The following is a 23,971-nucleotide window of genomic DNA, read 5'->3' on the forward strand; positions in this document are numbered from 1 at the left end:
ATCTAAATTAATCAAATACAATATTATGGAAAAAAAGAAGTTCATGCGAGTACAGAAATTTTTGATTCTGTTTCTGATACTCCTGCTATCATTTCCTTTAAGTGCGTTGGCACAGCAACAAATGATAAAAGGACAAGTGGTAGATGATAAAGGTGAAACCATTATCGGTGCCACAGTGATGGTGAAAGGTTCTAAAGATGGGACGCTGACTGACATTGACGGTAACTTTTCCGTGAAAGGGAAAGTAGGTAACACATTGGTTATTTCTTATGTCGGTTTTACTCCCCTTGAAATAAAGGTGACAAAAGCAGAAGGCAACCGATTTACACTAAAAGAGGATACAAAAGTATTGGATGAAGTGGTAGTAGTAGGTATGGACAAACAGAAGCGAAGCACCATTACGGCGGCGGTGGCTACTGTAGGTTCCGATGCTATTGTCAACCGTCCGGTCACTGACCTCACGAGTGCCCTTCAGGGTAACGTAGCCGGTTTAAACTTCTCTTCTGATGCGGTTGCTAATGGTGTCGGCGGTGAAACCGGTGCCGAAATTAAATTCAATATTCGTGGTATCGGTTCTATCAATGGAGGCGAGCCTTATGTATTGGTAGACGGAGTGGAGCAAAGTTTGCAGAACGTGAATCCTGCCGACATCGAAACCATCAGTGTATTGAAAGATGCTTCTGCTGCTGCCGTTTATGGTGCACGTGCCGCCTATGGTGTGGTTATCGTCACTACCAAAAGTGGTAAAAAGGAAAAAACACGTATATCATACAGTGGTACTGTAGGATTCAGTTCTCCTATTAATATGCCCCAAATGATGAATTCCATTGAATATGCCAATTATCTGAACGAACGAGATGATAACGATGGAGTAAAACACTCGATTCCTGATGCGCTCATCGAAAAGATGCAGGGCTTTATGGAGAATCCTTATTCGGAAAAGTTCCCGGGCATAGGACCTAATGCGGACGGTACCGGTTGGGCAGGCTCTAAAGATGCTGTGTATGCCAATACCGACTGGTATGATTACTACTTTAAAAAAGCTTCCATCCGTCATTCTCATAATCTGAGCATAACGGGAGGTTCTGATAAATTTAATTATTACGTAGGTTTGGGATATATTTACCAGGAAGGATTACTGGATCAAGTAGACGATAACTTGAGTAAGTACAATGTAAACTCGAAGTTTCAGATCCAAGCCAATAAATGGTTGAAGTTTAATTTCAATAATAACCTTTCACTGAATATACTGAAGCGTCCGATGGCTAACCAGACCATTTTTTATGGAACTATCGGAAGCAGCTTTCCGAATTCTCCTACCCATCTTCCTGTAAAGTCGGAATATAATGATAATTCCGAATACCGTTATTTGAAACAATCGCATTATGTGCAGAACAGAATTTCTGATGCGATGTCGTTTGCCGCTACGATTACTCCGCTGGAAGGGTGGGATATTGTAGGTGAAATGAAAGTACGCTTCGATGTGGAAAACAATGACTTCAAACGCGGATATCCTACTGCTGAAAAACCTGACGGAACGTTGGATATAAGCAAGGGAACCAAACAGGGATATCAATATCCGGGCATGAACTGGAAAAACTCTAATTGGGGCTCTTATACACGCGGTAATACATTCAACTACTACCTGTCTCCAAACGTATCGTCATCCTACACGCATGCTTGGGGCGACCACTTCTTTAAGGCGATGGCGGGTTTCCAGATGGAACTACAAGAAAATTCGAATGGTTATACTTATAAAGACGGATTGTTGACTAGTGATATATTCTCTTTTGTGAATGCTAACGGGCAAGTATTGGCAGGTGAAGACCGGACGCATTGGGCTACAATGGGTATGTACGCTAAACTGAATTGGAATTACAAGGAGATTTATTTTCTGGAATTCAGTGGACGTTATGACGGTTCTTCCCGTTTTGCTCCGGGAAATCGCTGGGGATTGTTCCCTTCTTTTTCAGCCGGTTATGACATTTCTCGTACCGACTATTTCAAAGCGCTGAATCTGCCGGTTTCTCAATTGAAAGTACGTGTTTCTTACGGTCGCTTGGGTAATCAGAACGGAGCGGGACTCTACGATTACCTCGGGATTCAGAGTTTGACCTCCGATTCACCTAATGCTTGGCTGTTACCCGGTGTGCAAGCTACTCCTCAAAAAGGAACTTTAGCCACTACGCCTAAGATGATTAGTTCGTATATTACGTGGGAGAAGGTAGACAATGCCAACTTAGGTATCGACTTGATGTTATTGGATAACAGATTGTCTATTACTGCTGATATCTATCAGCGTACCACACGCGACATGATTGGTCCTGCTGAAGCTATTCCGAATCTCGGAGGTATTAGTACGGCTGACCGTGCGAAAGTCAATAACGCTACTTTGCGAAATCGTGGTTGGGAATTGTCTGTAAACTGGCAGGACCAGCTAAAATGCGGCTTTAGCTATGGCATAGGATTCAATGTATTCAATTACAAAGCTGTTGTTACTAAATACAACAATCCGGAGGGATTGATATACAACAATCATACCGGTTTGGCAACTAATAAAGGATATTATGAAGGAATGGACATAGGTGAAATTTGGGGATATGAAGCGAATGATCTTTTTTTGTCCAATCGCGAAGTGGACGCATACCTAAGACAAGTAGATCTTAGTTTCTTTAAGTCCGGCGACAAGTGGCAACGAGGCGACTTGAAATACATTGATTCCGACGGTGACGGTAAAGTGGACCCGGGTAAGGGCACATTGGCCGACCATGGTGATTTGAAAATTATCGGTAATGCTACTCCCAAATACAGTTTCGGTATCAATCTAAACGTAGGATATAAGGGATTTGAAATATCCACTTTGCTGCAAGGAGTTGCCAAGAGAGATTTCCCGATGGCCGCCAGTACCTACCTATTCGGTGGTAAAGAATGGTTCAAGGAGCATCTCGATTATTTCAGTCCCGAGAATCCCAATGGATATCTACCTCGACTGACGACCGATGCCCAGACAACGAATGCCAATACGGGATACAATACTACCCGCTATATGCTGAATGCGGCATATATGCGTATGAAGAATTTGACAGTATCCTATACTTTTAAGCCTCAATTGTTGAAGAATATTGGACTAAGTAACCTGAAAGTATACTTTACATGCGATAACCTGTTTACCATCAGTAAACTGCCGAATCAGTTTGATCCGGAAACCCTTAATCAGGTGAACGCGTGGGCAGGCGGAAGTAATGCGGCTGCTCCGGGACTTACCTCGGCTCAAAATCAGAATGGTAACGGAAAGGTGTATCCGATGAACCGTAATTTCGTGTTTGGACTTGATTTTACATTTTAATTAAAGAGGAACGCTATCATGAAAAATAAAATAATTATCCTGACTGTTTTTGCATGCTTACTGTTGTCGGCGTGTTCCGACTATTTGGACCGTAAACCCTATACGCAGCCTAACAATGAAGATTTCTTGAAAACCAGAGAGAATGTAGAAAGCTATATAAATAATTTGTATACTTCTCTACCGGCTCCGGCTCAATATGGTATTGGTGTCAGAGGAGAAGAGGTGAACAGTGACAACATCCTTTCGGAAAAGTATGATATGCGCCTGAATGGAGAGAATAATCAATTCAGTGGCTCTGACGATTGGAATAAAGGCTATAAAAACTTGCGTATGGTGAATTACTTTTTCCATTATTACGCAGTTTCCGAGGTGGACGAAACGGACGAAGTGCTTTCATTGAGAGGGGAAGCGTATTTCTTCCGTGCTTATTGGCACTTCTATCTGCTCACACGTTTTGGTAATATTCCCATTATGGATGACTTCTGGGATGGCAATGCTACGTTGGGCGGTTTGCAAATTCCTGCGACAAAACGTGCGGATGCCGCCCGTTTTATCCTGAACGATTTGAAAGCGGCTATTGGGTTGATACCGGAGGCTCGTGCTAATTTGCATTCCCGCAGTAAATACAGTGGATTGCGTGTCAACAGAGAAACGGCCATGATTCTGGCTATGCGAGTTGCTTTGTACGAAGGTTCGTGGGAGAAATATCACAAGGGAACTGATTTTGCAACGGAAGATAACTCTGAAGAGTTTTTTAAGGAAGTGATGAATTGGGGAGATCAATATTTGTTCCCGGCCGGACTGACTTTGCATATGACAGCAACCAATCCGAAAGCTACCAATATAGATGACGCTTTTTCGGAGCTATTCAATTCAAACGATCTTTCCAACATTAGCGAAGTGACTTTTTGGAAAAAATATTCAATAGCTGATGGCGTGTTCAATACCGTTACTCAACAGCTTAGCGGTGGAGTAACAGATAATGTGAAGCCTTCGGGACTATCCAAGTCTTTGGTGGATAACTTTCTGAATGTGGATGGTACGCCGGTTGATCCGACCGATGAAAAGTATAAGGACTTTAATGAGGTATTTAAAGATCGTGACGGAAGACTTTTGGCTATGGTGATGCATACTGGTTGTAAGTTCAAATCTAATAGCTTGATGAATGTGAGAGTGTATGACGAGACAGGGACCGAAGCAGAACAAAAGGAAAAGAATAAAGATATTTCATCTCCGCGCTTGAATGGGGATGGTATTTACAAGAACGTGACCGGATTCCATACTCGCCTTGGCATTGATACGACCTATGTAACCGGCAATTGTGAAACGGCTCATGTCATGTTCCGCTATGCCGAAGGGTTGCTTTGTTATGCTGAAGCTGCTGCCGAATTAGGGCAGTATAACGATAACGTGGCAGAGAAAACATTAAAGCCATTGCGTCAAAGAGCCGGTGTGGTCTATGTTACTCCGGTGGCTGATCCTCACTTCCCTTTCCAAGGCCTGCCACCGGCAGTGCAGGAGGTACGTCGGGAAAGACGTTCAGAGCTATCTCTGCAAGGTTTTCGTTTGGATGATCTGATGCGTTGGAGGGTAGCCGGAACGTTGAAAGGTGTGGAAGGACGCGGACGTGGCGCTTATCTGGGCAAAGACGGTGTGCTTTATCTGAGCTTTTCGCCTTCATTGCGGAAAGAAGGACTGAATCATGTACTGACAGATAATGAAGGATGGATGGATCCGTTGAGAGAGTACTTGCCTGAAGGCTACAAGTTTAATGAAGATCGTGATTACTTGTTACCCATACCACCGGATGAAATCCAGATGGACCATGAGCTGAATCAGAATCCGGGATGGCCGACTAAGTAAGGGAACTGAATAAAATTCATTTATGATAATTAGATAGATAAAGATATGAAGAACATATTATATAAAATATTTCCGATTTGCTTGTTGACCATGGGGTTGACCGGGTGTGAGGAAGAAACGAAATACCGCCCTCTGCCGGAAATCGTGCCATTAACGATGAGCATCAATGACAACGCATTTGCGATGGGCGAACACTTGAAAGTGAATATTAATGTGGAACCGGATGCTGATGGCAAGGAGGTTGTAGCAAATGAAGATTTTGATATTTACTTTACGGCGAAAGCCGGAGCGGAAGATGCTTCGAATGTATTCGAACAGTTCAATGGAATCGTTACTTTTCCGAAGGGAGAGAAACAGATTCAGGTGGATTTCCCGGTAAAGGCATCCGGACTGACGGGTAGTACTGCTATAAACTTTACGGCTTTTGCCCGTGGTTATAAAATGGAAGGCTCCAGTCAGGTTATCAAGGTTTCCGATTATTATCGGATAATGGCATCATTGGAGAACAATGCGGAGAATGTAGTAATGGAAGGTGGTAAGTTTGTATTAGTTGCAAAGATTGAAAAACCAAGTTCCGTACCTCTTAATATGAAAATTACTCCGAAAGAAGGGGAAGGAGATAAGTATGAAAATTTACCGTCTACATTAACAATTCCTGCAGGAAGAACTTCAGCAAAAAGTGATGCTGTGACTATTAAACAGGATTTTGAAATGACAGGGGATTTGCAACTGGTATTGAATCTGGAGAGTGATTCGCCTGCGAATCCGATGATAAATTCTACTCTGACTATAACTATGACTGATTTGGAATCTATGGGAGATCCTAATCTGTTTGATATAACGAAGGTGTATGAATTCCCGGATAGGCCGTTTATGTCTGATAAAAATAAAACTGCAATTGAAAGTTGGTTTACGGGAGATAAAATAGCTATGAATAAGAATAGCGCTCATCCCACTTCGGCTTTGAAAGATAAAGATTGGGTATTATGCAATGCGATAGAGTTTCATTATATTAATAATAGTTTTAGTGGCGGAAATAATACCCCTAATGCTTTCGGACATCGTATTTCTTGGGCCTTTTCTGATATTAATGATGCACCGTCACAGAAAATACAAGCTGTGAATAATGCAAAATGTACAAATATAACCAATGAAGGTATTTTAAATATGTGGGTGGATAAAAATGTTCAGGGGACTGGTGCCATGACAGCTACCAAGGATTACGGTGTCGCTGCATTGCAATGTTCTAAATTTGGTGGTATTTTTGCCCCACAACATACTCGGTTCTTCCCTGGTATGAGAATTGAAGTGAAGGCGCGTTTGAGAGGAATACGGACCGGTTTTGTTCCGACAATCGGACTTAAAAATCAGAAAAATTCCCTTCCGAACGCGAAAGATGAGATCGATATTCTCAAGAACACTCAAGGTTCTGTAATTACTCAGGCTGTAACTGTTGATAATGAGATAGGTTCAAAGAGTGTAGCAATACCTCAAGCGAATGAATGGAATATATATTGGGTGGAACTTGTGGATGAAAATATAATCAATTTAGGTATTAATGGAGCAACCAATCTGACCGTTAATCGTACACAATCTCCTGACAGGTGGCCATTCGACAAGGCTGGGACTCCTGCTACTGCTAATCCTGATCCTGCTACTGCTGCCGGTGGAAGTGCTGGTCTCTACTTCTTTATGAGATTGGCTGAAAGCTCGGAACGGGCTGCTGGTAAAGCGCCTGAAGGTTGGGATAATGTACTGAAAAGTATTGCCAATTGTGAAACGGATGATAATACGCCTCGAATGGAAATTGATTGGATTCGTATCTATACAAATAAGAATTATGTACAGACTGACGCTGAAAAAGTCTGGGCTAATCAGTTATTTTATTAATGCTATCTCTTTCAATTAGCTTTCAATAGTGTGAAATGAATTTTATGCCGGAAGCTATCGTTAGAAGGCGATATACTTCCGGCTATTTATTAGCCAATCACACGGAAATGGAGAATATTGGAAATTAAATGGTAATTTGTGGAAGTCCAAATAGATGGCTGTCCTCTATCTTTGCTGCCACAATCTTATACAAATTAGTATTTATGGAAAAACTGCAATCAAACTTATTCTTTCCTTTAGCAGGAATAGCTGCCGTAACTTCCCTTGCTTCCTGCTCAAACAAGCAAAGGCCTGCGGAGCAACTCCCTTTGAATATCGTCTACATTATGACAGACGACCACACAGCTCAAATGATGAGCTGTTACGACACACGCTACATGGAAACCCCCAACCTCGACCGCATTGCTGCTGACGGTGTACGTTTTACTCAAAGCTTTGTTGCCAATTCTTTAAGCGGCCCCAGCCGTGCCTGCATGATAACGGGCAAACATAGTTGTGCCAATAAATTCTATGATAATACCACTTGCGTATTCGACAGTTCGCAACAAACTTTTCCGAAACTGTTGCAGAAAATCGGTTATCAGACAGCATTGGTGGGTAAATGGCATCTTGAAAGCTTGCCTTCCGGCTTTGATTACTGGCAGATTGTTCCCGGACAAGGAGACTACTACAACCCGGATTTCATCACACAAAACAATGACACTATTCAAAAACATGGATACATCACGAATCTTATTACCGATGACGCCATTGACTGGATAGAAAACAAACGCAATCCGGAAAAACCTTTCTGTCTTTTGATTCACCACAAGGCAATTCACCGTAACTGGTTGGCGGATACTTGCAATCTGGCTTTGTACGAAGATAAAACCTTCCCGCTACCGGATAATTTCTTTGACGATTATGAAGGACGTCCCGCCGCTGCCGCGCAAGAGATGAGCATTGTGAAGGACATGGACATGATTTATGACCTCAAAATGCTTCGTCCTGATAAAAACACCCGTCTGAAATCCTTATATGAGAAGTATATCGGACGTATGGACGAAGGTCAACGTGCTGCATGGGACAAATTCTACACACCGGTTATAGATGATTTCTACAGGCAGAACCTGCAAGGCAAGGAACTTGCCAATTGGAAATTCCAGCGTTACATGCGTGACTATATGAAGACCGTAAAATCACTGGACGACAATGTTGGTCGTGTACTCGACTACCTGAAAGAGAAAGGATTGCTGGATAACACACTTGTCGTCTATACTTCCGACCAAGGATTCTACATGGGCGAACACGGTTGGTTTGATAAACGCTTCATGTACGAAGAATCCATGCGTACACCGCTTATCATGCGTCTGCCGAAAGGATTCGACCGCAGGGGTGATATCACAGAAATGGTACAGAACATCGACTATGCACCCACCTTCCTCGAACTGGCAGGGGCAGAAATCCCTTCTGATATCCAAGGGATATCCCTCGTTCCTTTACTGAAAGGCGAACATCCGAAAGACTGGCGGAAAGCTCTCTACTATCATTTCTACGAATATCCCGCCGAACACATGGTGAAACGTCATTACGGGGTACGTACAGACCGCTATAAATTGATTCATTTCTATAATGATATCAACTGGTGGGAACTCTACGACTTGCAGGCAGACCCGTCGGAAATGCACAACCTCTACGGGCAACCTGAATACGAACCGGTAGTGAAAGAACTGAAAGAAGAAATGCTGAAACTTCAGGAGCAATACAATGACCCTGTCCGCTTCTCACCGGAAAGAGACAAGGAATAACACCAACGTATATACACCATGAAAAGATACATCTTAATCATTCTCATACTGCTTTCGCCACTGACAGTGTTCTTGCAGGCTGATAACTTAACATCCCCTTTAATTTCAATAGTACCACGCCCGACACAGATTGTGCCGGGTAGTGGTAACTTCACCTTTTCTGCAAAAACGGCATTTGCGGTAGAAAATCAGGAGCAGGCTGCGATTGCCCGCAATTTTATCGACTTGTTTACTCGTGCTGCCGGAATAACTCCGGCTTTGAATGTCGGCAGCAAAGAAGGACAAGTCCGTTTTGTGACAGATTCTTCTTTTAAACCCGAAGCATATCTGTTGGAGATTACACCGCAACAGATACTTATTAAAGCTTCGGATACAAAGGGCTTCTTCTATGCCCTGCAATCTGTCCGTCAACTCCTGCCTGCTACCATAGAATCAGAGCAACCGGTACAGAATATCGCTTGGAGCGTTCCCGCAATGACAGTTCGGGATGAGCCCCGTTTTGGTTTCAGAGGATTACTTCTGGACCCGGTACGTTGCTTTATTCCCAAAGAGAACGTACTGCGAATCATCGACTGTATGGCGATGTTGAAAATAAACAAACTTCATTTTCATCTGACGGACGATAACGGCTGGCGGATTGAAATAAAGAAATATCCTCGTTTGACGGAAGTAGGAGCGTGGAGAGTAGACCGTACGGATGTACCTTTTCACTCACGCCGTAACCCGAAGCGTGGAGAGCTTACTCCAATAGGTGGTTTCTATACACAGGAGGAGATTCGGGAAATTGTAGCTTATGCTGCCGACAGACAAATAGAAGTCATTCCGGAAATAGATGTACCGGCACACAGTAACGCTGCTTTGGCTGCTTATCCCCAGTTTGCTTGTCCGGTTGTGAAAGACTTTATAGGTGTACTTCCCGGCTTGGGAGGACGAAATTCCGAGATTATCTACTGTGCGGGAAATGATAGCGTATTTACATTCTTGCAGGATGTCTTTGACGAAATTCTGGCACTTTTCCCTTCCCGCTATATTCATGTCGGAGGAGATGAAGCGCGAAAGACGAACTGGGAAAAATGTCCGCTTTGTCAGAAACGGATGAGAAAGCAGCATTTAGCCAATGAGGAAGACTTGCAAGGTTATTTCATGAAGCGTATCAGTGATTATCTGCGTAAGAAAGGACGCGAGGTGATTGGCTGGGATGAATTGACAAACAGCTCTTTTCTTCCCGAAGAGTCCATTATTCTCGGTTGGCAGGGAATGGGAACGGCTGCCCTGAAAGCTGCTGAAAAAGGACATCGTTTCATCATGACTCCGGCGCGTATCATGTACCTGATTCGCTATCAGGGACCGCAATGGTTTGAACCGGTAACGTATTTCGGTAATAATACCCTAAAAGATGTTTTTGATTACGAACCTGTACAAAAAGACTGGAAACCGGAATACGAATCACTGCTAATGGGTATACAGGCCTGTATGTGGACGGAATTCTGTAATAAACCGGAAGATGTGGATTATCTTTTGTTCCCTCGTCTGGCTGCCTTGGCAGAAGTGGCTTGGACAGCTGCAGGAACGAAGGACTGGACTGGATTTTTGAAACGAATGGATGTATACAATTCGCATATTGCAGAAAAAGGAATTGTTTATGCCCGCTCAATGTATAACATACAACAGACGGTGACACCAGTGGACGGACATCTGGAAGTGAGTTTGGAATGTATCCGTCCGGATGTGGAAATTTATTATACACTGAATGGAAGTAATCCGGCAATGTCTTCTCATCGTTACGACGGACCTATCTGTGTGACGAAAACGCAAATGGTGAAAGCCGCTACCTTTATGAGCGGCAAACAAATGGGAGAAACCTTAGAGTTACCACTCACATGGAACAAAGCTACGGCAAAACCTTTGCTTGACAATAAGAAGAATGAAATGTTATTAGTCAATGGATTGCGGGGAAGCCTGAAATATACTGATTTTGAATGGTGTAACTGGAGCCGGAATGATTCTATCTCTTTCACAATAGATTTGCAGAGTCAGGAAAAACTGAATAAATTAGCCATTGGTTGCATTACGAATTATGGAATGGGAGCGCACAAACCGAGAATGATTCGCGTAGAAGTTTCTGATGATAATCGGACCTACCATGCCATAGGAGAATTGAATTTTTCTCCGGAAGAAATCTATCAGGAAGGAACTTTCAGAAATGACTATTCGATAGACATGGGCGGAGTATCTGCTCGTTATGTCCGGGTGACGGCAGAAGGTGCGGGAATATGTCCCGACGAGCATGTCCGCCCCGGTCAGGAAGCGAGAGTCTATTTTGATGAAGTGATTATAGAATAGTAATCAAGTAGTTAAAAATAGCAATTAGGTGCTTAGTAAAACAATCTTATATAAACTAATTATGATGACATGCTTATGAACATTAGCTTTAAGAAACGAACTTTTTTAATCTTATCAGCAGTACTGGCTGCCACTATTTTCACGTTAGCGCAGCAACAACCGTTGCCCGAATGGCAAAGCCAGTATGCGGTGGGACTGAATAAACTCGCTCCTCACACATACGTATGGCCTTATGCCAACGCTTCCGACATTGAAAAGCCGGGAGGGCATGAACAGTCTCCTTTTTATATGAGTCTGAACGGAAAGTGGAAATTTCATTGGGTGAAGAATCCCGATAACCGTCCGAAGGACTTTTACCAACCTTCTTATTACACAGGAGGATGGGCGGACATCAATGTGCCCGGCAACTGGGAACGTCAGGGTTATGGCACAGCTATCTATGTCAACGAAACGTATGAATTTGACGATAAAATGTTCAACTTCAAAAAGAATCCGCCGTTGGTACCGCATGCAGAAAATGAAGTCGGCTCATACCGCCGTACCTTCAAAGTGCCTGCCGACTGGAAAGGACGCCGGGTAGTACTTTGTTGTGAAGGGGTCATCTCTTTCTATTATGTATGGGTGAATGGAAAATTGCTTGGATACAATCAGGGATCAAAGACAGCTGCCGAATGGGATATTACTGATGTCCTCAATGAAGGCGAAAATGTGGTTGCTTTGGAAGTGTACCGATGGAGTGCGGGTGCTTACCTGGAATGTCAGGATATGTGGCGTTTGAGTGGTATCGAACGCGATGTGTATCTTTACAGCACTCCCAAACAGTATATTGCCGACTACAAACTGGATGCATCTTTAGATAAAGAGAAATACAAAGATGGAATTTTCGGACTTGAAGTGACCGTAGAGGGACCTTCTATTACACCTGGAGCCACTTCTATTGCTTATACCCTGAAAGACGCCGAAGGCAAAACTGTCCTGCAGGATGCCATCCGGATAAAATCCCGTGGATTGAGCAATCTTATCACGTTTGATAGAAAGAATCTACCTGATGTAAAGGCTTGGAGCGCAGAGTATCCTCATCTTTACACATTAATACTCGAACTGAAGGATGAACAAGGCAAGGTCACCGAACTGACGGGTTGCGAAGTCGGCTTCCGTACTTCGGAAATTAAGGACGGACGTTTCTGCATCAACGGTGTTCCGGTATTGGTGAAAGGAACCAATCGCCACGAACACTCCCAGCTGGGACGTACCGTGAGCAAAGAACTGATGGAACTGGACATCAAACTGATGAAGCTGCACAATATCAACATGGTGCGTAACTCGCATTATCCGACTCACCCTTACTGGTATCAGCTTTGCGACCGCTACGGATTGTACATGATTGATGAGGCAAATATCGAATCCCACGGCATGGGGTATGGGGCTGCTTCTCTTGCCAAAGACACTACCTGGCTGACCGCGCACATGGACCGCACCCACCGGATGTACGAACGTTCCAAGAATCATCCCGCTATCGTCATCTGGTCGTTGGGAAATGAAGCCGGCAACGGAATCAACTTCGAGCGTACCTACGACTGGCTGAAATCGGTAGAAAACACTCGTCCTGTGCAATACGAACGTGCCGAATTGAACTATAATACGGATATTTACTGCCGTATGTACCGCAGTGTGGACGACATCAAAGCATATCTTGCGAAGAAAGACATCTACCGTCCTTTTATTCTTTGCGAATATCTTCATGCGATGGGCAACAGTTGCGGCGGACTGAAAGAATACTGGGATGTATTTGAAAACAATCCGATGGCACAAGGTGGCTGCGTTTGGGACTGGGTGGACCAGTCATTCCGCGAAATAGATAAAAACGGTAAATGGTATTGGACGTATGGCGGTGATTACGGACCGGAAGGAATCCCGAGTTTCGGTAACTTCTGCTGTAACGGTTTGGTAGGCGCCAATCGTGAACCGCATCCGCATTTGCTTGAGGTAAAGAAAGTATACCAGAATATAAAAGCGACTTTGGCGGATCAGAAGAATCTGACTATCCGTGTCAAGAACTGGTATGACTTCTCTAATCTGAATGAGTATGTACTGAACTGGAATGTGACGGCAGACAATGGCAAGATTTTGGCAGAAGGTACGAAAACGATTGATTGTGCACCGCACGCTACCGTAGATGTAGCTTTAGGCGCTGTCAAACTTCCGAATACAATTCGTGAGGCTTATCTGAATATCAGTTGGACGCGTCGTGAAGCATCTTCAATGATCGATAAGGATTGGGAAGTGGCGTACGATCAGTTTGTGCTTGCCGGTAATAAGAATTACACAGGCTACCGTCCGCAAAAAGCAGGTGAAACGATTTTCACCGTTGACAAGCAAACAGGGGCGCTGACTTCATTGAACCTGGACGGCAAAGAATTATTAGCCACTCCACTGACATTAAGCCTTTTCCGCCCGGCAACGGATAATGACAACCGGGATAAGAACGGTGCACGCCTGTGGCGTAATGCAGGATTGGATAATCTGACCCAAAAGGTCGTTTCACTGAAAGAGGGCAAGACTTCGACCACTGCCCGGGTAGAAATTCTAAATGCGAAAGCGCAAAAGATAGGAACTGCCGACTTTGTTTATTCATTGGATAAAAACGGTGCGCTGAAAGTTCTTACTACTTTCCAGCCCGACACGACCATCGTGAAATCAATGGCACGTCTGGGACTGACATTCCGTGTGGCGAACACCTACGATCAGGTTTCTTACCTCGGACGTGGAGGGAATGAAACATACATTGACCGCAATCAGTCCGGCAAAATCGGTGTATATCAGACCACACCGGAACGGATGTTTCATTATTATGTTGCTCCGCAATCTACGGGCAACCGCACCGATGTACGTTGGGCGAAGTTGGCAAATACTTCCGGCGAAGGCCTCTTTGTAGAATCAAATCGTGCTTTCCAGTTTAGTATGATTCCTTTCTCGGATGTATTATTAGAGAAGGCCCGCCATATCAATGAACTGGAACGTGATGGCTTGCTGACAGTGCATCTGGATGCCGAACAGGCAGGCGTGGGAACGGCTACTTGTGGTCCCGGAGTGTTACCGCAGTACTTGGTTCCATTAAAGAAACAGAGTTTTGAATTTACCCTTTATCCGGTGAAATAGATACTAAATCAATAGGTTATTTAGATTATATATAAAGGTGGGGGTTACACTGATTGAATGGAATATCGTAAGAAAGTATTCCATGAGAATCGTGAAATCCGTACCTTTATTTTATTTTTGTAAAACTGCAATAATTTATAGGCTATGAATAAACTACTAATCTCTCTCTTATTGTCTTCTACCCTCATCGGTGGAGTGCAGGCACAGAAAAAAGAAAACTACTACGTGAAGCATGTTGAATTTCCTCAAGATGCAACGCTCGAACAGAAAGTCGATATGGCAGCGCGGCTGGTACCCACTCCGCAACAATATGCCTGGCAACAAATGGAACTGACCGCTTTCCTTCATTTTGGCATCAACACTTTTACCGGACGTGAATGGGGAGACGGAAAAGAAGACCCTGCACTCTTTAATCCTTCAGAACTCGATGCTGAACAATGGGTGAAGAGTTTGAAAAATGCAGGTTTCAAAATGGTTATTCTGACCGCCAAGCATCACGACGGTTTCTGCCTTTGGCCAACAGCCACCACCAAACATTCCGTAGCCTCTTCTCCTTGGAAGAACGGACAGGGGGATGTCGTAAAAGAACTCCGGAAAGCCTGCGATAAATATGATATGAAGTTCGGCGTCTATCTTTCTCCGTGGGATCGGAATGCGGAATGTTATGGGGACTCTCCCCGTTACAATGAATTTTTTGTCCGTCAATTGACAGAATTACTTTCCAATTATGGTGAGGTGCATGAAGTCTGGTTCGACGGGGCGAATGGCGAAGGTCCGAACGGAAAAAAACAAGTGTATGACTGGGACGCTTTCTATAAAACCATCCAACGCCTTCAACCGAAAGCTGTGATGGCGATTATGGGAGACGATGTCCGTTGGGTAGGAAATGAAAGAGGGCTGGGACGCGAAACGGAATGGAATGCCACCGTACTGACTCCGGGAATTTATGCCCGCTCGACAGAAAACAACAAACGTCTGGGTGTCTTTAGCAAAGCGGAAGATTTAGGAAGCCGCAAAATGCTGGAGAAAGCTACGGAATTATTCTGGTATCCTTCGGAAGTGGATGTGTCCATCCGTCCGGGATGGTTCTATCATGCGGAAGAAGACGCGAAAGTGAAATCCTTGAAACATCTGTCGGATATTTATTTCCAGTCGGTAGGATATAACTCCGTGCTTTTATTGAATATACCGCCCGACCGCAAAGGCTTGATTAATGAAGCGGACGTGAATCGTCTGGAGGAATTTGCAGCTTACCGTGAACAGATATTTGCCGATAACCGGGTGAAGAAAGGGAGAAACTACTGGAATGCCATTTCGGGCAGTGAAGCCGTTTATTCTTTGGAACCGGGTTCGGAAATTAACTTAGTGATGCTTCAGGAAGATATCACAAAAGGACAGAGAGTGGAGTCTTTCGTTGTAGAGGCTTTGACTGATAACGGTTGGAAAGAAGTAGGCAAGGGTACGACAATCGGATATAAACGTATGCTGCGTTTCCCGGTCGTGAAAGCCAGTCAGTTACGGGTGAAGATTGACGAATGTCGTCTGACTGCTCATATTAACCAAGTGGCCGCTTATTATGCAGCTCCTTTGCAGGAAGTGGTTCAGGGTGAAGATTGGAATAATCTGCCTCGTGCCGGCTGGAAACAAGTCGCTGATTCTCCGTTGACGATTGACTTGGGCAAATCGGTGACATTAGCCAGCTTTACTTATGCCCCTTCGAAAGCGGAAGCGAAACCGACGATGGCTTTCCGTTATAAATTCTTTGTGAGCATGGACGGAAAGCACTGGAAGGAAGTTCCTGCCAATGGTGAGTTCAGTAATATCATGCACAACCCGCTGCCGCAAACGGTCACTTTCGGCCAGAAAGTACAGGCGCGTTATATTAAGTTGGAGGCTACTACACCTACCGCAACAACCGCGAAAGTAGGAATGGATGAAATAGGAGTGATAACAACTCCCTGATGGGATTGTTATCGCTGAAAGATATGCTTAGAGAATAGCAGTGAAGACTGGCAGTCCCGATTTCTAGTGAATCGGACGCCAGTCTTTTTTTCTAAACCAAATGAAGCTTTTGCTGTTATTAATAAAAAAGGACAGAAGTTATGCTTGTACTAGATTTAGGAAAATGGATGAACAAAATCCTGATAGATTGGGGAATAGACCCGACAGTTGCCGACCGTTTTGATGAGACTATTATTGCTGTGCTGATGATAGCAATTGCTATCGGTCTGAATTATCTCTGCCAGGCGATTCTTATAGGAGGAATGAAGCGGTACACCCGTCGGAAACCGCACCTTTGGAATACGTTGCTGATGAAGCGCAAAGTGTTTCACAACCTGATTCATACGGTTCCGGCTTTTCTGGTTTATTCTTTACTGCCAATGGCTTTTATTCGTGGCAAGGACTTATTGCTTATTTCCCAGAAAGCTTGTGCCGTTTACATAATCTTTTCTTTGCTGTTGGCCATTAATGGGATTCTATTGATGATAATGGATATCTACGACGGGAAGGAGTCAATGAAGAACCGTCCGATGAAAGGATTCATTCAGGTGTTGCAGGTGCTTCTGTTCTTTGTCGGTGGAATCATTATCATTGCCATTATTGTGAATAAGTCCCCAGCCAGTTTGTTTGCGGGATTAGGGGCTTCGGCCGCCATACTGATGCTGGTATTCAAGGATTCCATACTAGGATTTGTGGCGGGGATCCAGCTTTCCGCCAATGATATGGTTCGTCCGGGCGACTGGATAACGCTTCCTTCCGGTGCTGCCAATGGCACAGTGCAGGAGATTACTCTGAATACAGTCAAGATTCAGAATTTCGATAATACGATTTCTACCGTTCCCCCTTATACCTTGGTTAGCAGCCCTTTCCAGAACTGGCGGGGAATGGTGCAATCAGGAGGACGAAGGGTAATGAAGAATATAACCCTGGATTTGACTACGCTCCAATTCTGTACGCCCGAAATGCTCGACCGTTATCGGAAGGAAATCCCTTTGATGGCGGATTATCAGCCTGAAGAAGGTGTAGTACCTACCAATTCCCAGGTTTATCGTGTATATATCGAGCGTTATTTGTGCAGCTTGCCTGTGGTGAATCAAGATTTGGACTTGATTATCAGCCAGAAAGAAGCCACGATGTATGGAGTACCTATTCAAGTTTACTTCTTCTCCCGAAACAAAGTTTGGAAAGAATACGAACGTATCCAGTCGGACATCTTCGACCATTTGCTGGCAATGGTTCCCAAGTTTGACTTGAAGGTTTATCAGTATTCGGATTAATATAACAAAATTCGTTTTATAATGTCCGGAATCGTTTGTATTTATGCCTGTTTTCACGTATCTTCGTCTAGTGATTCATAAAAAGCCGATAAAAAGATGAAATATCCTATTGGAATACAGAGCTTTGACCGCCTTCGTGAAGACGGTTTTGTTTATGTAGACAAGACTGCCTTAGTTTACAACCTTGTGCAAACGGGTTCAATCTATTTCTTGAGTCGTCCCCGTCGTTTTGGGAAGAGTCTGTTGGTGAGTACACTTGCCTGTTATTTTCAGGGGCGGAAAGAACTTTTCGACGGACTGGCAATTGCTGACCTTGAAAAAGACTGGTTGCAATATCCTATTTTCCGCATTGACTTTAACGGTGGGCCATACACCCAACCGGGAGTGCTCGAAGCAACTATCGAAGGGTATTTAGGCAATTGGGAAGACATCTATGGCAAAAATCTGAACTATACTACCACAGGTGACCGCTTCAAGGAACTGCTCCGCCGTGCTTATGAACGGACAGGGCAGCGTGCGGTAGTACTGATTGATGAATATGACAAACCAATTCTCGATGTGTTGGATACCGGAACTTACACCTGCAACCATGTAGGAGAGAAACTTTTGCTTGAAGACCATCACAGGGAAATTCTGAAATCTTTTTATTCCACCTTCAAAGGAGCTGACGAATACTTGAAATTCGTACTGTTGACGGGAGTTACGAAATTTTCGCAAGTAAGTGTGTTCAGTGGCTTCAACCAACCAAAAGACATTAGTATGGATGAACGCTACGAATCACTATGCGGAATCACTCAGGAAGAATTGGAGAAATACTTCGCAGAACCCATCTCGCGATTGGCAACTAAATACGAATGTACGGTGGAGGAAATGAAGGACTGGTTGAAACGGCAGTACGATGGCTATCATTTTAGTACGAACATGGCCGCCATCTATAATCCGTTTAGCATACTTAATGCCTTTGATATGAATGAAATCCGTGACTACTGGTTCGCCACCGGTACCCCGACTTATTTGATACGTCTGCTACAACACAGTCGCGAACAGATGAATGAACTAACAGGAAAATTCTACGACCCAACTATGTTTATAGACTACAAAGCGGATGTGGAACAGCCCCTACCAATGATTTTTCAAAGCGGATACCTCACAATCAAGGAATATAATAAAAAAATGGGAACCTATCTGCTCGATTTCCCAAACAACGAAGTACGGAAGGGATTCTTGTCTGTATTAGCAGCCAATTATATGAAGCCGAAGAGTAAAGAAGTGACGAGTTGGATAACAGATGCCGTGATGGACCTTGAACGCGGTGATACAGATGCGTTCCGCCGTTCCCTCACCTCTTTTTTGGCAAGTATTCCCTATGACTCCCACGGCTCGTTGAAAGATATAGATATAACAGAAAAGCATTTTCAATACACTTTTTATCTATTGCTTCGACTGATAGGCGTATATTGCACCGCCATCCATTGCGAGGACCGCCAAAGCTACGGACGGGTGGATTGTACGCTGGAGATGGAGGATTACGTCTATATCTTTGAATTCAAAATGGATGGAACAGCACAGGAAGCTCTGGAACAAATAGAGAAGACTGGCTACGCCAAGCCTTATCTGGCAGACAAACGAAAAGTGATTTGCATCGGAGTGAACTTCTCATCTGTCACACGGACAGTAGAAGACTGGGAAGAAGTTTCTATCGTATGAGAAATATCATAATTATTTTCCAAGATATATTTGTTGTTCATTCATTATTATAGAAAGAACTAACGAGACGGTACTTTATTAATATAAAATCAGCTCGAAGTCTGCATAAATAGGTAAATGGTCGCTGACACCGCCTTGATACTTCATCCCCTTATAAGTGCGGAAAGGTTCTTTATCACCATATTTTTCGTCATCTTTCAGTAAAAAGGGGAGAAGGCATACATTTGCTTTTTCTTCGCTGGTGAAAAAGTGATTTGATTGATTTAATAGAGTGCCTGATACAATCAAGTGATCGAGTAATCCCCATTCACCACGATATTTGTAAGAACCGAAGTCTTTTGATTTAGCTTTCCGGGCGAGTAGGTGATATAGTTTTAATGAGGAGGGGGCAACTGTTGAGAAGTTGGTGGAGCCGGTTGTTGAGGCTAGATTATTGGTAGTAACAGGAGGTGCTTCAGCTTCCAATATTTTCTGAATAGATTGATTGGTCGGGTAATCGTTGAAATCTCCCATAATAATGACTTGCGGAAGAGAACGAATGTTCATAATGCTATCAACTTCCATACGTAGAATGTGAGCTGCATATAAGCGATAGGATTCCGATTCTTTGGCTCCACCCGAACGGCTGGGGAGGTGGCAGACAAATACGTCGAGGGTATCTCCCGTCAGTAGAAGTCCGCTGACGTGTAGCAAATCTCTTGTCGGGCGGTATTGCTTCAACGGAGGGATGGAAATGGAACGGGAAGATAATAGTTTGAATAAATCCCGTTGATAAAGCAAGGCTACGTCAATTCCTCTTAAATCAGGGGAGTTGGTCATTACATAACGATAACTAAGCTCTTTTAAAGGAGAACGGCGGGTCAGGTCACGAAGCACTGTATCATTTTCTACTTCACATAATCCGACTAATGCAGGCGGACTCCATTCGCCAATCGCCGTAATTACACGGGCAACGTCAACCAGCTTTTTTTTATATCTGCTATAATTCCAATGACGCATCGCGTCGGGAAGAAATTCATGATCGTTCTTCAAACTGTCGTGGTGTGTATCAAACTGGTTTTCTATGTTCCAACTTACAACGCGGAAAGGGATTCTTTCTTGTTGAGAGGGGACTTGTGTGTCGTGATAGCCTTGTCCTTCGTGAGAATCTTGTGCGATAGCATAAGAAGGAGCAAAGAAACTTACAGCTATTAAATTCATTGCAAAAAAGAGCATGGCAACAGCTACTCTCTTTTCACTGTTACCATACTCTTCTTTATGTTGACTTATCTGTCTGTTATTTCTTGGCAGGAACATGTGCCAAGATATCCAATAGATGTTTCCAGAATTTCTCAACGGTAGGAATAAGCATTCGTTCGTCAGGAGAGTGAACACCTGTCAGTGTCGGTCCGAAAGAAATCATATCCAGCGTTGGATATTTATCAAGGAACAGACCACATTCCAATCCTGCATGGATGGCTTTAACTTTCGCGTCTACACCAAACAGACGCTTGTAAGATTCAACAGCCACTTCGAGGATAGCCGAGTGGGGATTCGGTTTCCATCCCGGATAACCCTCGCCAAACGTAACATTGGCTCCCGCCAGTTGGAATACAGCACGAACCGTGTTCGCCATATCGTTGCGTGCGGATAGTATCGAGCTCCGCTGACTAGTTTCAATGCGGATGACATGATTCGGCTTCATCTTGACAGATGCCAGGTTGGTAGAAGTTTCCACCAGTCCGGGAATATCCTGGCTCATGGCGTATACACCGTGAGGAGCTGCATACAGAGCTTTTAATAAACGGGTAGTGGTATCCTGGTCGATAGCCGTCTTGCGGGGAGTTTCCGATTCGAGAACCAACTTTAAGTCGGGCTCTACAACGGATAATTCGTCTTCCATTTCGCTGGTGAAGATATTCAGTTCGGTGCGGACATCATGTTTGGCATCTTCGGGAACAGCACAGATAGTGTATGCCTCGCGGGGAATAGCGTTGCGCAGATTACCACCGTTGATTTCACAGAGGTACAGATCGTGTCTGGCAGCCATGCGGGAAAGGAAACGGTTCAGTATTTTGTTGGCATTTCCCCGTCCCAAATGAATATCACCACCGGAGTGACCACCTTTCAAACCTTTCACTTCCACTTTGAAGAAGAAATATCCGGCAGGAATTTCCACCTCTTTATATGTAAATTCTGCAACGGAGTCAATGCCTCCGGCACAGCCGATAAAGATTTCCCCTTCATCTTCCGAATCGAGGTTCAGAAGAATATCACCGCTCATAAAGCCTTCCTGCAGGGCGAAAGCTCCGGTAAGCCCCGTTTCTTCGTCTACTGTAAACAGACATTCCAACGGACCATGTTCAATGCTGTCGTCAGCCAGAATAGCCAGTTCGGTAGCTACACCGATACCGTTGTCGGCTCCGAGGGTAGTGCCTTTGGCTTTCAGCCATTCACCGTCAATTTCCGTTTCGATGGGGTCGGTGAGGAAGTCATGTTGAACGTCATTGTTCTTTTCGCACACCATGTCGATATGTGATTGCAATACGACGGTTTGAAGATTTTCCTTTCCCGGAGTAGCGGGTTTTTTAATCAATACGTTGCCGGCTTCGTCCACCTTGGTTTCCAGGTTATGTTTTGCTCCGAATGCCTTCAGGTAGGCAATCATTTTCTCTTCCTTCTTCGAAGGGCGTGGCACTTGGCAGATTTCTTCGAAATACTTGAATACGCCAGCCGGCTTTAAGTCTTTTTTTTCCATGCTGTTTTTATTTTATAATTAGGAATAGAAGGGCTGTTTTCGCTTCTTCTATTGCTAAATATGGTTAATTTGATTGACTTATCTGAACTCATATCTCATTAAAGCCTATCTTTGCACTCACAAAATTAATAGAAATGGTTGAGACTATACTGATAACTTTGTTAATAGTTGCTATTTCCCTGGTATTATTAGGGGTGAAAGTATTCTTTACGAAGGGTGGAAAATTCCCGAATGGTCATGTGAGCGGGAATAAAACGTTGCGTCAGAAAGGAATCGGATGCGCACAGTCGCAGGATCGCGAAGCACAAAAGAAACCGCGTTTTTCTATTGATGAGTTGGAAAAAGCCTTGAACGATAGTATGAATTAAATTTATTAAAAACAATACTTATTAATTATGAATAGAATGAACTACCTCATGAACGGTTTGGCTGCTCTTGCGTTTATCGTTTTATTTTCACAATGTGCTGGCAAAACTGACAATCAAACTACAAGTACTCCGGCACAGGCTAATGCCGAACTGTCAGGAATGAAAATTGCCTATGTTGAAATAGATACGCTGCTTGCCAAATACAATTTCTGTATTGACTTGAATGAGGCGATGGTAAAGAAGAGCGAGAACGTTCGCATGACATTGAATCAGAAGGCTACCTCTTTGAACAAGGAAAAACAAGATTTCCAGAAGAAAGTAGAAAACAATGCTTTCCTGTCACAAGATAGAGCGCAGCAAGAATACAACCGTCTGGTGAAGTTGGAACAAGATTTGCAAGAGTTGAGTAACAAACTTCAGAATGGTTTGATGGAAGAGAACAACAAGAACAGCTTGCAGTTCCGCGATTCTATCAACGCTTTCCTGAAAGAATATAATAAGACTCACGGATATAGCCTGATTTTCAGCAACACAGGTTTTGATAACCTGCTTTATGCTGACAGCACTTTTAATATCACAAAAGAAATTGTTGATGGGTTGAATGCAAGATATTCACCTGTGAAGAAATAATAGTGAAGGATAAAAAATAAACGTTCCGTTTCCTGATAAAAAGGACGGAACGTTATTCAATATTTTTTTCGATTTCTGCCTGTTCAAGACTGTAAAGCTATGAACAGGCTTTTTTTATGCCCTTTCTTTTTCTTCTTCCTGCGGAATACGGAAAGCGGTGTAAAGTTCGAGGATAGCAGCAACCGTGAGGCAGGCAATCCATTCATTGCCTCGGGTGGTAAACATAAAGGCTCCGGTCAGGATCAGCGCCAATGCTCCGAATATCTGCTGAACGCGTAGGCGTTTTAGTGTTTTGCCTTTTCCTTTGACGGGCGTGTTCACTTGTGCCAATGCGAAAAATCCGGCTCCGATAGTATATATGTAAGGAGCATAGATCCATCCGGTGATAAATACAGCTGCTCCGGTGAGAGCCATGATAGCGCCTACAACGAAAAGGGCGGGTACTAATTGTTTCATTCTTTAATCTTCAAAAACGTAAATATCTTCGTTGGGTTTCTTCATCAGATACTTTTCACGGGCGATCTGCTCGATGGCGTCCGGATTGGTCGTTATTTCGTTGAGACGCTTGGTGTTCTCTTCGTAATCTGCCCGATATTTTTCTATCTCTTCTTTCAACTGGCTGATCTCCCGTTCATATCCGAAACGACGAACCAGGCTGTTCTCGTCCAGAAAGCCAATGATAACAGCAAACGCAACGACCGTAATGAGATACTTTCGTCTGCGTATGAAACTCCAGATACTGATTAGTTTACCCATAATTTCTCCTTTTAATATCTGCAAAGATAAAACTAATAACTTAAAAACTTATCGCTTTAGCTTCAAAACTTCTCTCTTTATCCCTTATTACATCTCACTTTTTTTGT

Annotated in this window: 15 protein-coding genes; 11 read left to right on the plus strand and 4 right to left on the minus strand. The window is 43.7% G+C overall.

Annotation, left to right across the window (positions count from 1 at the left end; translation table 11 throughout):
• Positions 1–25 precede the first annotated feature (25 nt).
• From LPH68_RS01935 to LPH68_RS01975, 9 genes are all read left to right on the plus strand, one after another.
• A complete protein-coding gene (locus LPH68_RS01935; RefSeq protein WP_165860871.1) occupies positions 26–3,346 on the plus strand; it encodes a TonB-dependent receptor in 3,321 nt (1,106 codons plus the stop codon).
• An 18-nt stretch (positions 3,347–3,364) separates the two neighbouring features.
• Positions 3,365–5,209 (plus strand): RagB/SusD family nutrient uptake outer membrane protein, encoded by a 1,845-nt coding sequence (locus LPH68_RS01940; RefSeq protein ID WP_151923467.1) that lies wholly within the window; start codon positions 3,365–3,367, stop codon positions 5,207–5,209.
• Positions 5,210–5,254: 45 nt separating this feature from the next.
• On the plus strand, positions 5,255–7,099 hold the full coding sequence (locus LPH68_RS01945) for a DUF5006 domain-containing protein (protein WP_151923468.1): 1,845 nt from the start codon (positions 5,255–5,257) through the stop codon (positions 7,097–7,099).
• Positions 7,100–7,302: 203 nt separating this feature from the next.
• Complete coding sequence (locus LPH68_RS01950) at positions 7,303–8,886, plus strand: sulfatase (protein WP_151923469.1); 1,584 nt, start codon at positions 7,303–7,305, stop codon at positions 8,884–8,886.
• 18 nt (positions 8,887–8,904) lie between these two features.
• Positions 8,905–11,229 (plus strand): glycoside hydrolase family 20 protein, encoded by a 2,325-nt coding sequence (locus LPH68_RS01955; RefSeq protein ID WP_151923470.1) that lies wholly within the window; start codon positions 8,905–8,907, stop codon positions 11,227–11,229.
• A gap of 69 nt (positions 11,230–11,298) precedes the next feature.
• Positions 11,299–14,388 carry a glycoside hydrolase family 2 TIM barrel-domain containing protein gene (locus LPH68_RS01960; RefSeq protein WP_192923102.1) on the plus strand — a complete coding sequence of 1,030 codons (3,090 nt, stop codon included), beginning with the start codon at positions 11,299–11,301 and terminating at the stop codon, positions 14,386–14,388.
• A gap of 144 nt (positions 14,389–14,532) precedes the next feature.
• Positions 14,533–16,350 carry an alpha-L-fucosidase gene (locus tag LPH68_RS01965; RefSeq protein WP_134985311.1) on the plus strand — a complete coding sequence of 606 codons (1,818 nt, stop codon included), beginning with the start codon at positions 14,533–14,535 and terminating at the stop codon, positions 16,348–16,350.
• 140 nt (positions 16,351–16,490) lie between these two features.
• On the plus strand, positions 16,491–17,666 hold the full coding sequence (locus tag LPH68_RS01970) for a mechanosensitive ion channel family protein (RefSeq protein WP_008017581.1): 1,176 nt from the start codon (positions 16,491–16,493) through the stop codon (positions 17,664–17,666).
• 96 nt (positions 17,667–17,762) lie between these two features.
• Positions 17,763–19,373, plus strand: coding sequence for an ATP-binding protein (locus LPH68_RS01975; protein WP_004316226.1), 1,611 nt, complete (start codon positions 17,763–17,765; stop codon positions 19,371–19,373).
• A gap of 78 nt (positions 19,374–19,451) precedes the next feature.
• Here the strand turns inward: LPH68_RS01975 and LPH68_RS01980 are convergent, their stop codons facing one another.
• Positions 19,452–20,669 carry an endonuclease gene (locus LPH68_RS01980; protein ID WP_151921612.1) on the minus strand — a complete coding sequence of 406 codons (1,218 nt, stop codon included), beginning with the start codon at positions 20,667–20,669 and terminating at the stop codon, positions 19,452–19,454.
• Positions 20,650–22,110, minus strand: a complete 1,461-nt coding sequence (locus tag LPH68_RS01985) for an aminoacyl-histidine dipeptidase (RefSeq protein WP_008645824.1) — start codon at positions 22,108–22,110, stop codon at positions 20,650–20,652. Before LPH68_RS01985 ends, LPH68_RS01980 begins: the two co-directional genes overlap by 20 nt.
• A 134-nt stretch (positions 22,111–22,244) precedes the next feature.
• On the opposite strand from LPH68_RS01985, the gene LPH68_RS01990 reads away from it, so the two are divergent.
• Together LPH68_RS01990 and LPH68_RS01995 are read left to right on the plus strand one after the other, a co-directional pair.
• A complete protein-coding gene (locus tag LPH68_RS01990) occupies positions 22,245–22,478 on the plus strand; it encodes a hypothetical protein (RefSeq protein ID WP_008026083.1) in 234 nt (77 codons plus the stop codon).
• Positions 22,479–22,505: 27 nt separating this feature from the next.
• Positions 22,506–23,108, plus strand: coding sequence for an OmpH family outer membrane protein (locus LPH68_RS01995; RefSeq protein WP_032812121.1), 603 nt, complete (start codon positions 22,506–22,508; stop codon positions 23,106–23,108).
• A 114-nt stretch (positions 23,109–23,222) separates the two neighbouring features.
• Here LPH68_RS01995 and LPH68_RS02000 read toward each other — a convergent pair whose 3' ends face one another.
• The gene (locus tag LPH68_RS02000) at positions 23,223–23,564 is read right to left on the minus strand and encodes a hypothetical protein (RefSeq protein ID WP_120144005.1); all 342 of its coding nucleotides are present in this window, start codon (positions 23,562–23,564) and stop codon (positions 23,223–23,225) included.
• A gap of 3 nt (positions 23,565–23,567) precedes the next feature.
• Positions 23,568–23,864, minus strand: coding sequence for a septum formation initiator family protein (locus LPH68_RS02005; protein ID WP_004316220.1), 297 nt, complete (start codon positions 23,862–23,864; stop codon positions 23,568–23,570).
• Between the last annotated feature and the right edge of the window lie 107 nt (positions 23,865–23,971).

Origin of the sequence: Bacteroides sp. 1_1_30, assembly GCF_020982715.1 — a bacterium.
Taxonomy (GTDB): Bacteria; Bacteroidota; Bacteroidia; order Bacteroidales; family Bacteroidaceae; genus Bacteroides; species Bacteroides xylanisolvens.

Excerpts from the sequence above, each read along its gene's own strand:
- LPH68_RS01935 (WP_165860871.1), top strand. The coding sequence starts at position 26 with ATGGAAAAAAAGAAGTTCATGCGAGTACAGAAATTTTTGATTCTGTTT.
- LPH68_RS01940 (WP_151923467.1), top strand. The coding sequence starts at position 3,365 with ATGAAAAATAAAATAATTATCCTGACTGTTTTTGCATGCTTACTGTTG.
- LPH68_RS01945 (WP_151923468.1), top strand. The coding sequence starts at position 5,255 with ATGAAGAACATATTATATAAAATATTTCCGATTTGCTTGTTGACCATG.
- LPH68_RS01950 (WP_151923469.1), top strand. The coding sequence starts at position 7,303 with ATGGAAAAACTGCAATCAAACTTATTCTTTCCTTTAGCAGGAATAGCT.
- LPH68_RS01955 (WP_151923470.1), top strand. The coding sequence starts at position 8,905 with ATGAAAAGATACATCTTAATCATTCTCATACTGCTTTCGCCACTGACA.
- LPH68_RS01960 (WP_192923102.1), top strand. The coding sequence starts at position 11,299 with ATGCTTATGAACATTAGCTTTAAGAAACGAACTTTTTTAATCTTATCA.
- LPH68_RS01965 (WP_134985311.1), top strand. The coding sequence starts at position 14,533 with ATGAATAAACTACTAATCTCTCTCTTATTGTCTTCTACCCTCATCGGT.
- LPH68_RS01970 (WP_008017581.1), top strand. The coding sequence starts at position 16,491 with ATGCTTGTACTAGATTTAGGAAAATGGATGAACAAAATCCTGATAGAT.
- LPH68_RS01975 (WP_004316226.1), top strand. The coding sequence starts at position 17,763 with ATGAAATATCCTATTGGAATACAGAGCTTTGACCGCCTTCGTGAAGAC.
- LPH68_RS01980 (WP_151921612.1), bottom strand. The coding sequence starts at position 20,669 with ATGTTCCTGCCAAGAAATAACAGACAGATAAGTCAACATAAAGAAGAG.
- LPH68_RS01985 (WP_008645824.1), bottom strand. The coding sequence starts at position 22,110 with ATGGAAAAAAAAGACTTAAAGCCGGCTGGCGTATTCAAGTATTTCGAA.
- LPH68_RS01990 (WP_008026083.1), top strand. The coding sequence starts at position 22,245 with ATGGTTGAGACTATACTGATAACTTTGTTAATAGTTGCTATTTCCCTG.
- LPH68_RS01995 (WP_032812121.1), top strand. The coding sequence starts at position 22,506 with ATGAATAGAATGAACTACCTCATGAACGGTTTGGCTGCTCTTGCGTTT.
- LPH68_RS02000 (WP_120144005.1), bottom strand. The coding sequence starts at position 23,564 with ATGAAACAATTAGTACCCGCCCTTTTCGTTGTAGGCGCTATCATGGCT.
- LPH68_RS02005 (WP_004316220.1), bottom strand. The coding sequence starts at position 23,864 with ATGGGTAAACTAATCAGTATCTGGAGTTTCATACGCAGACGAAAGTAT.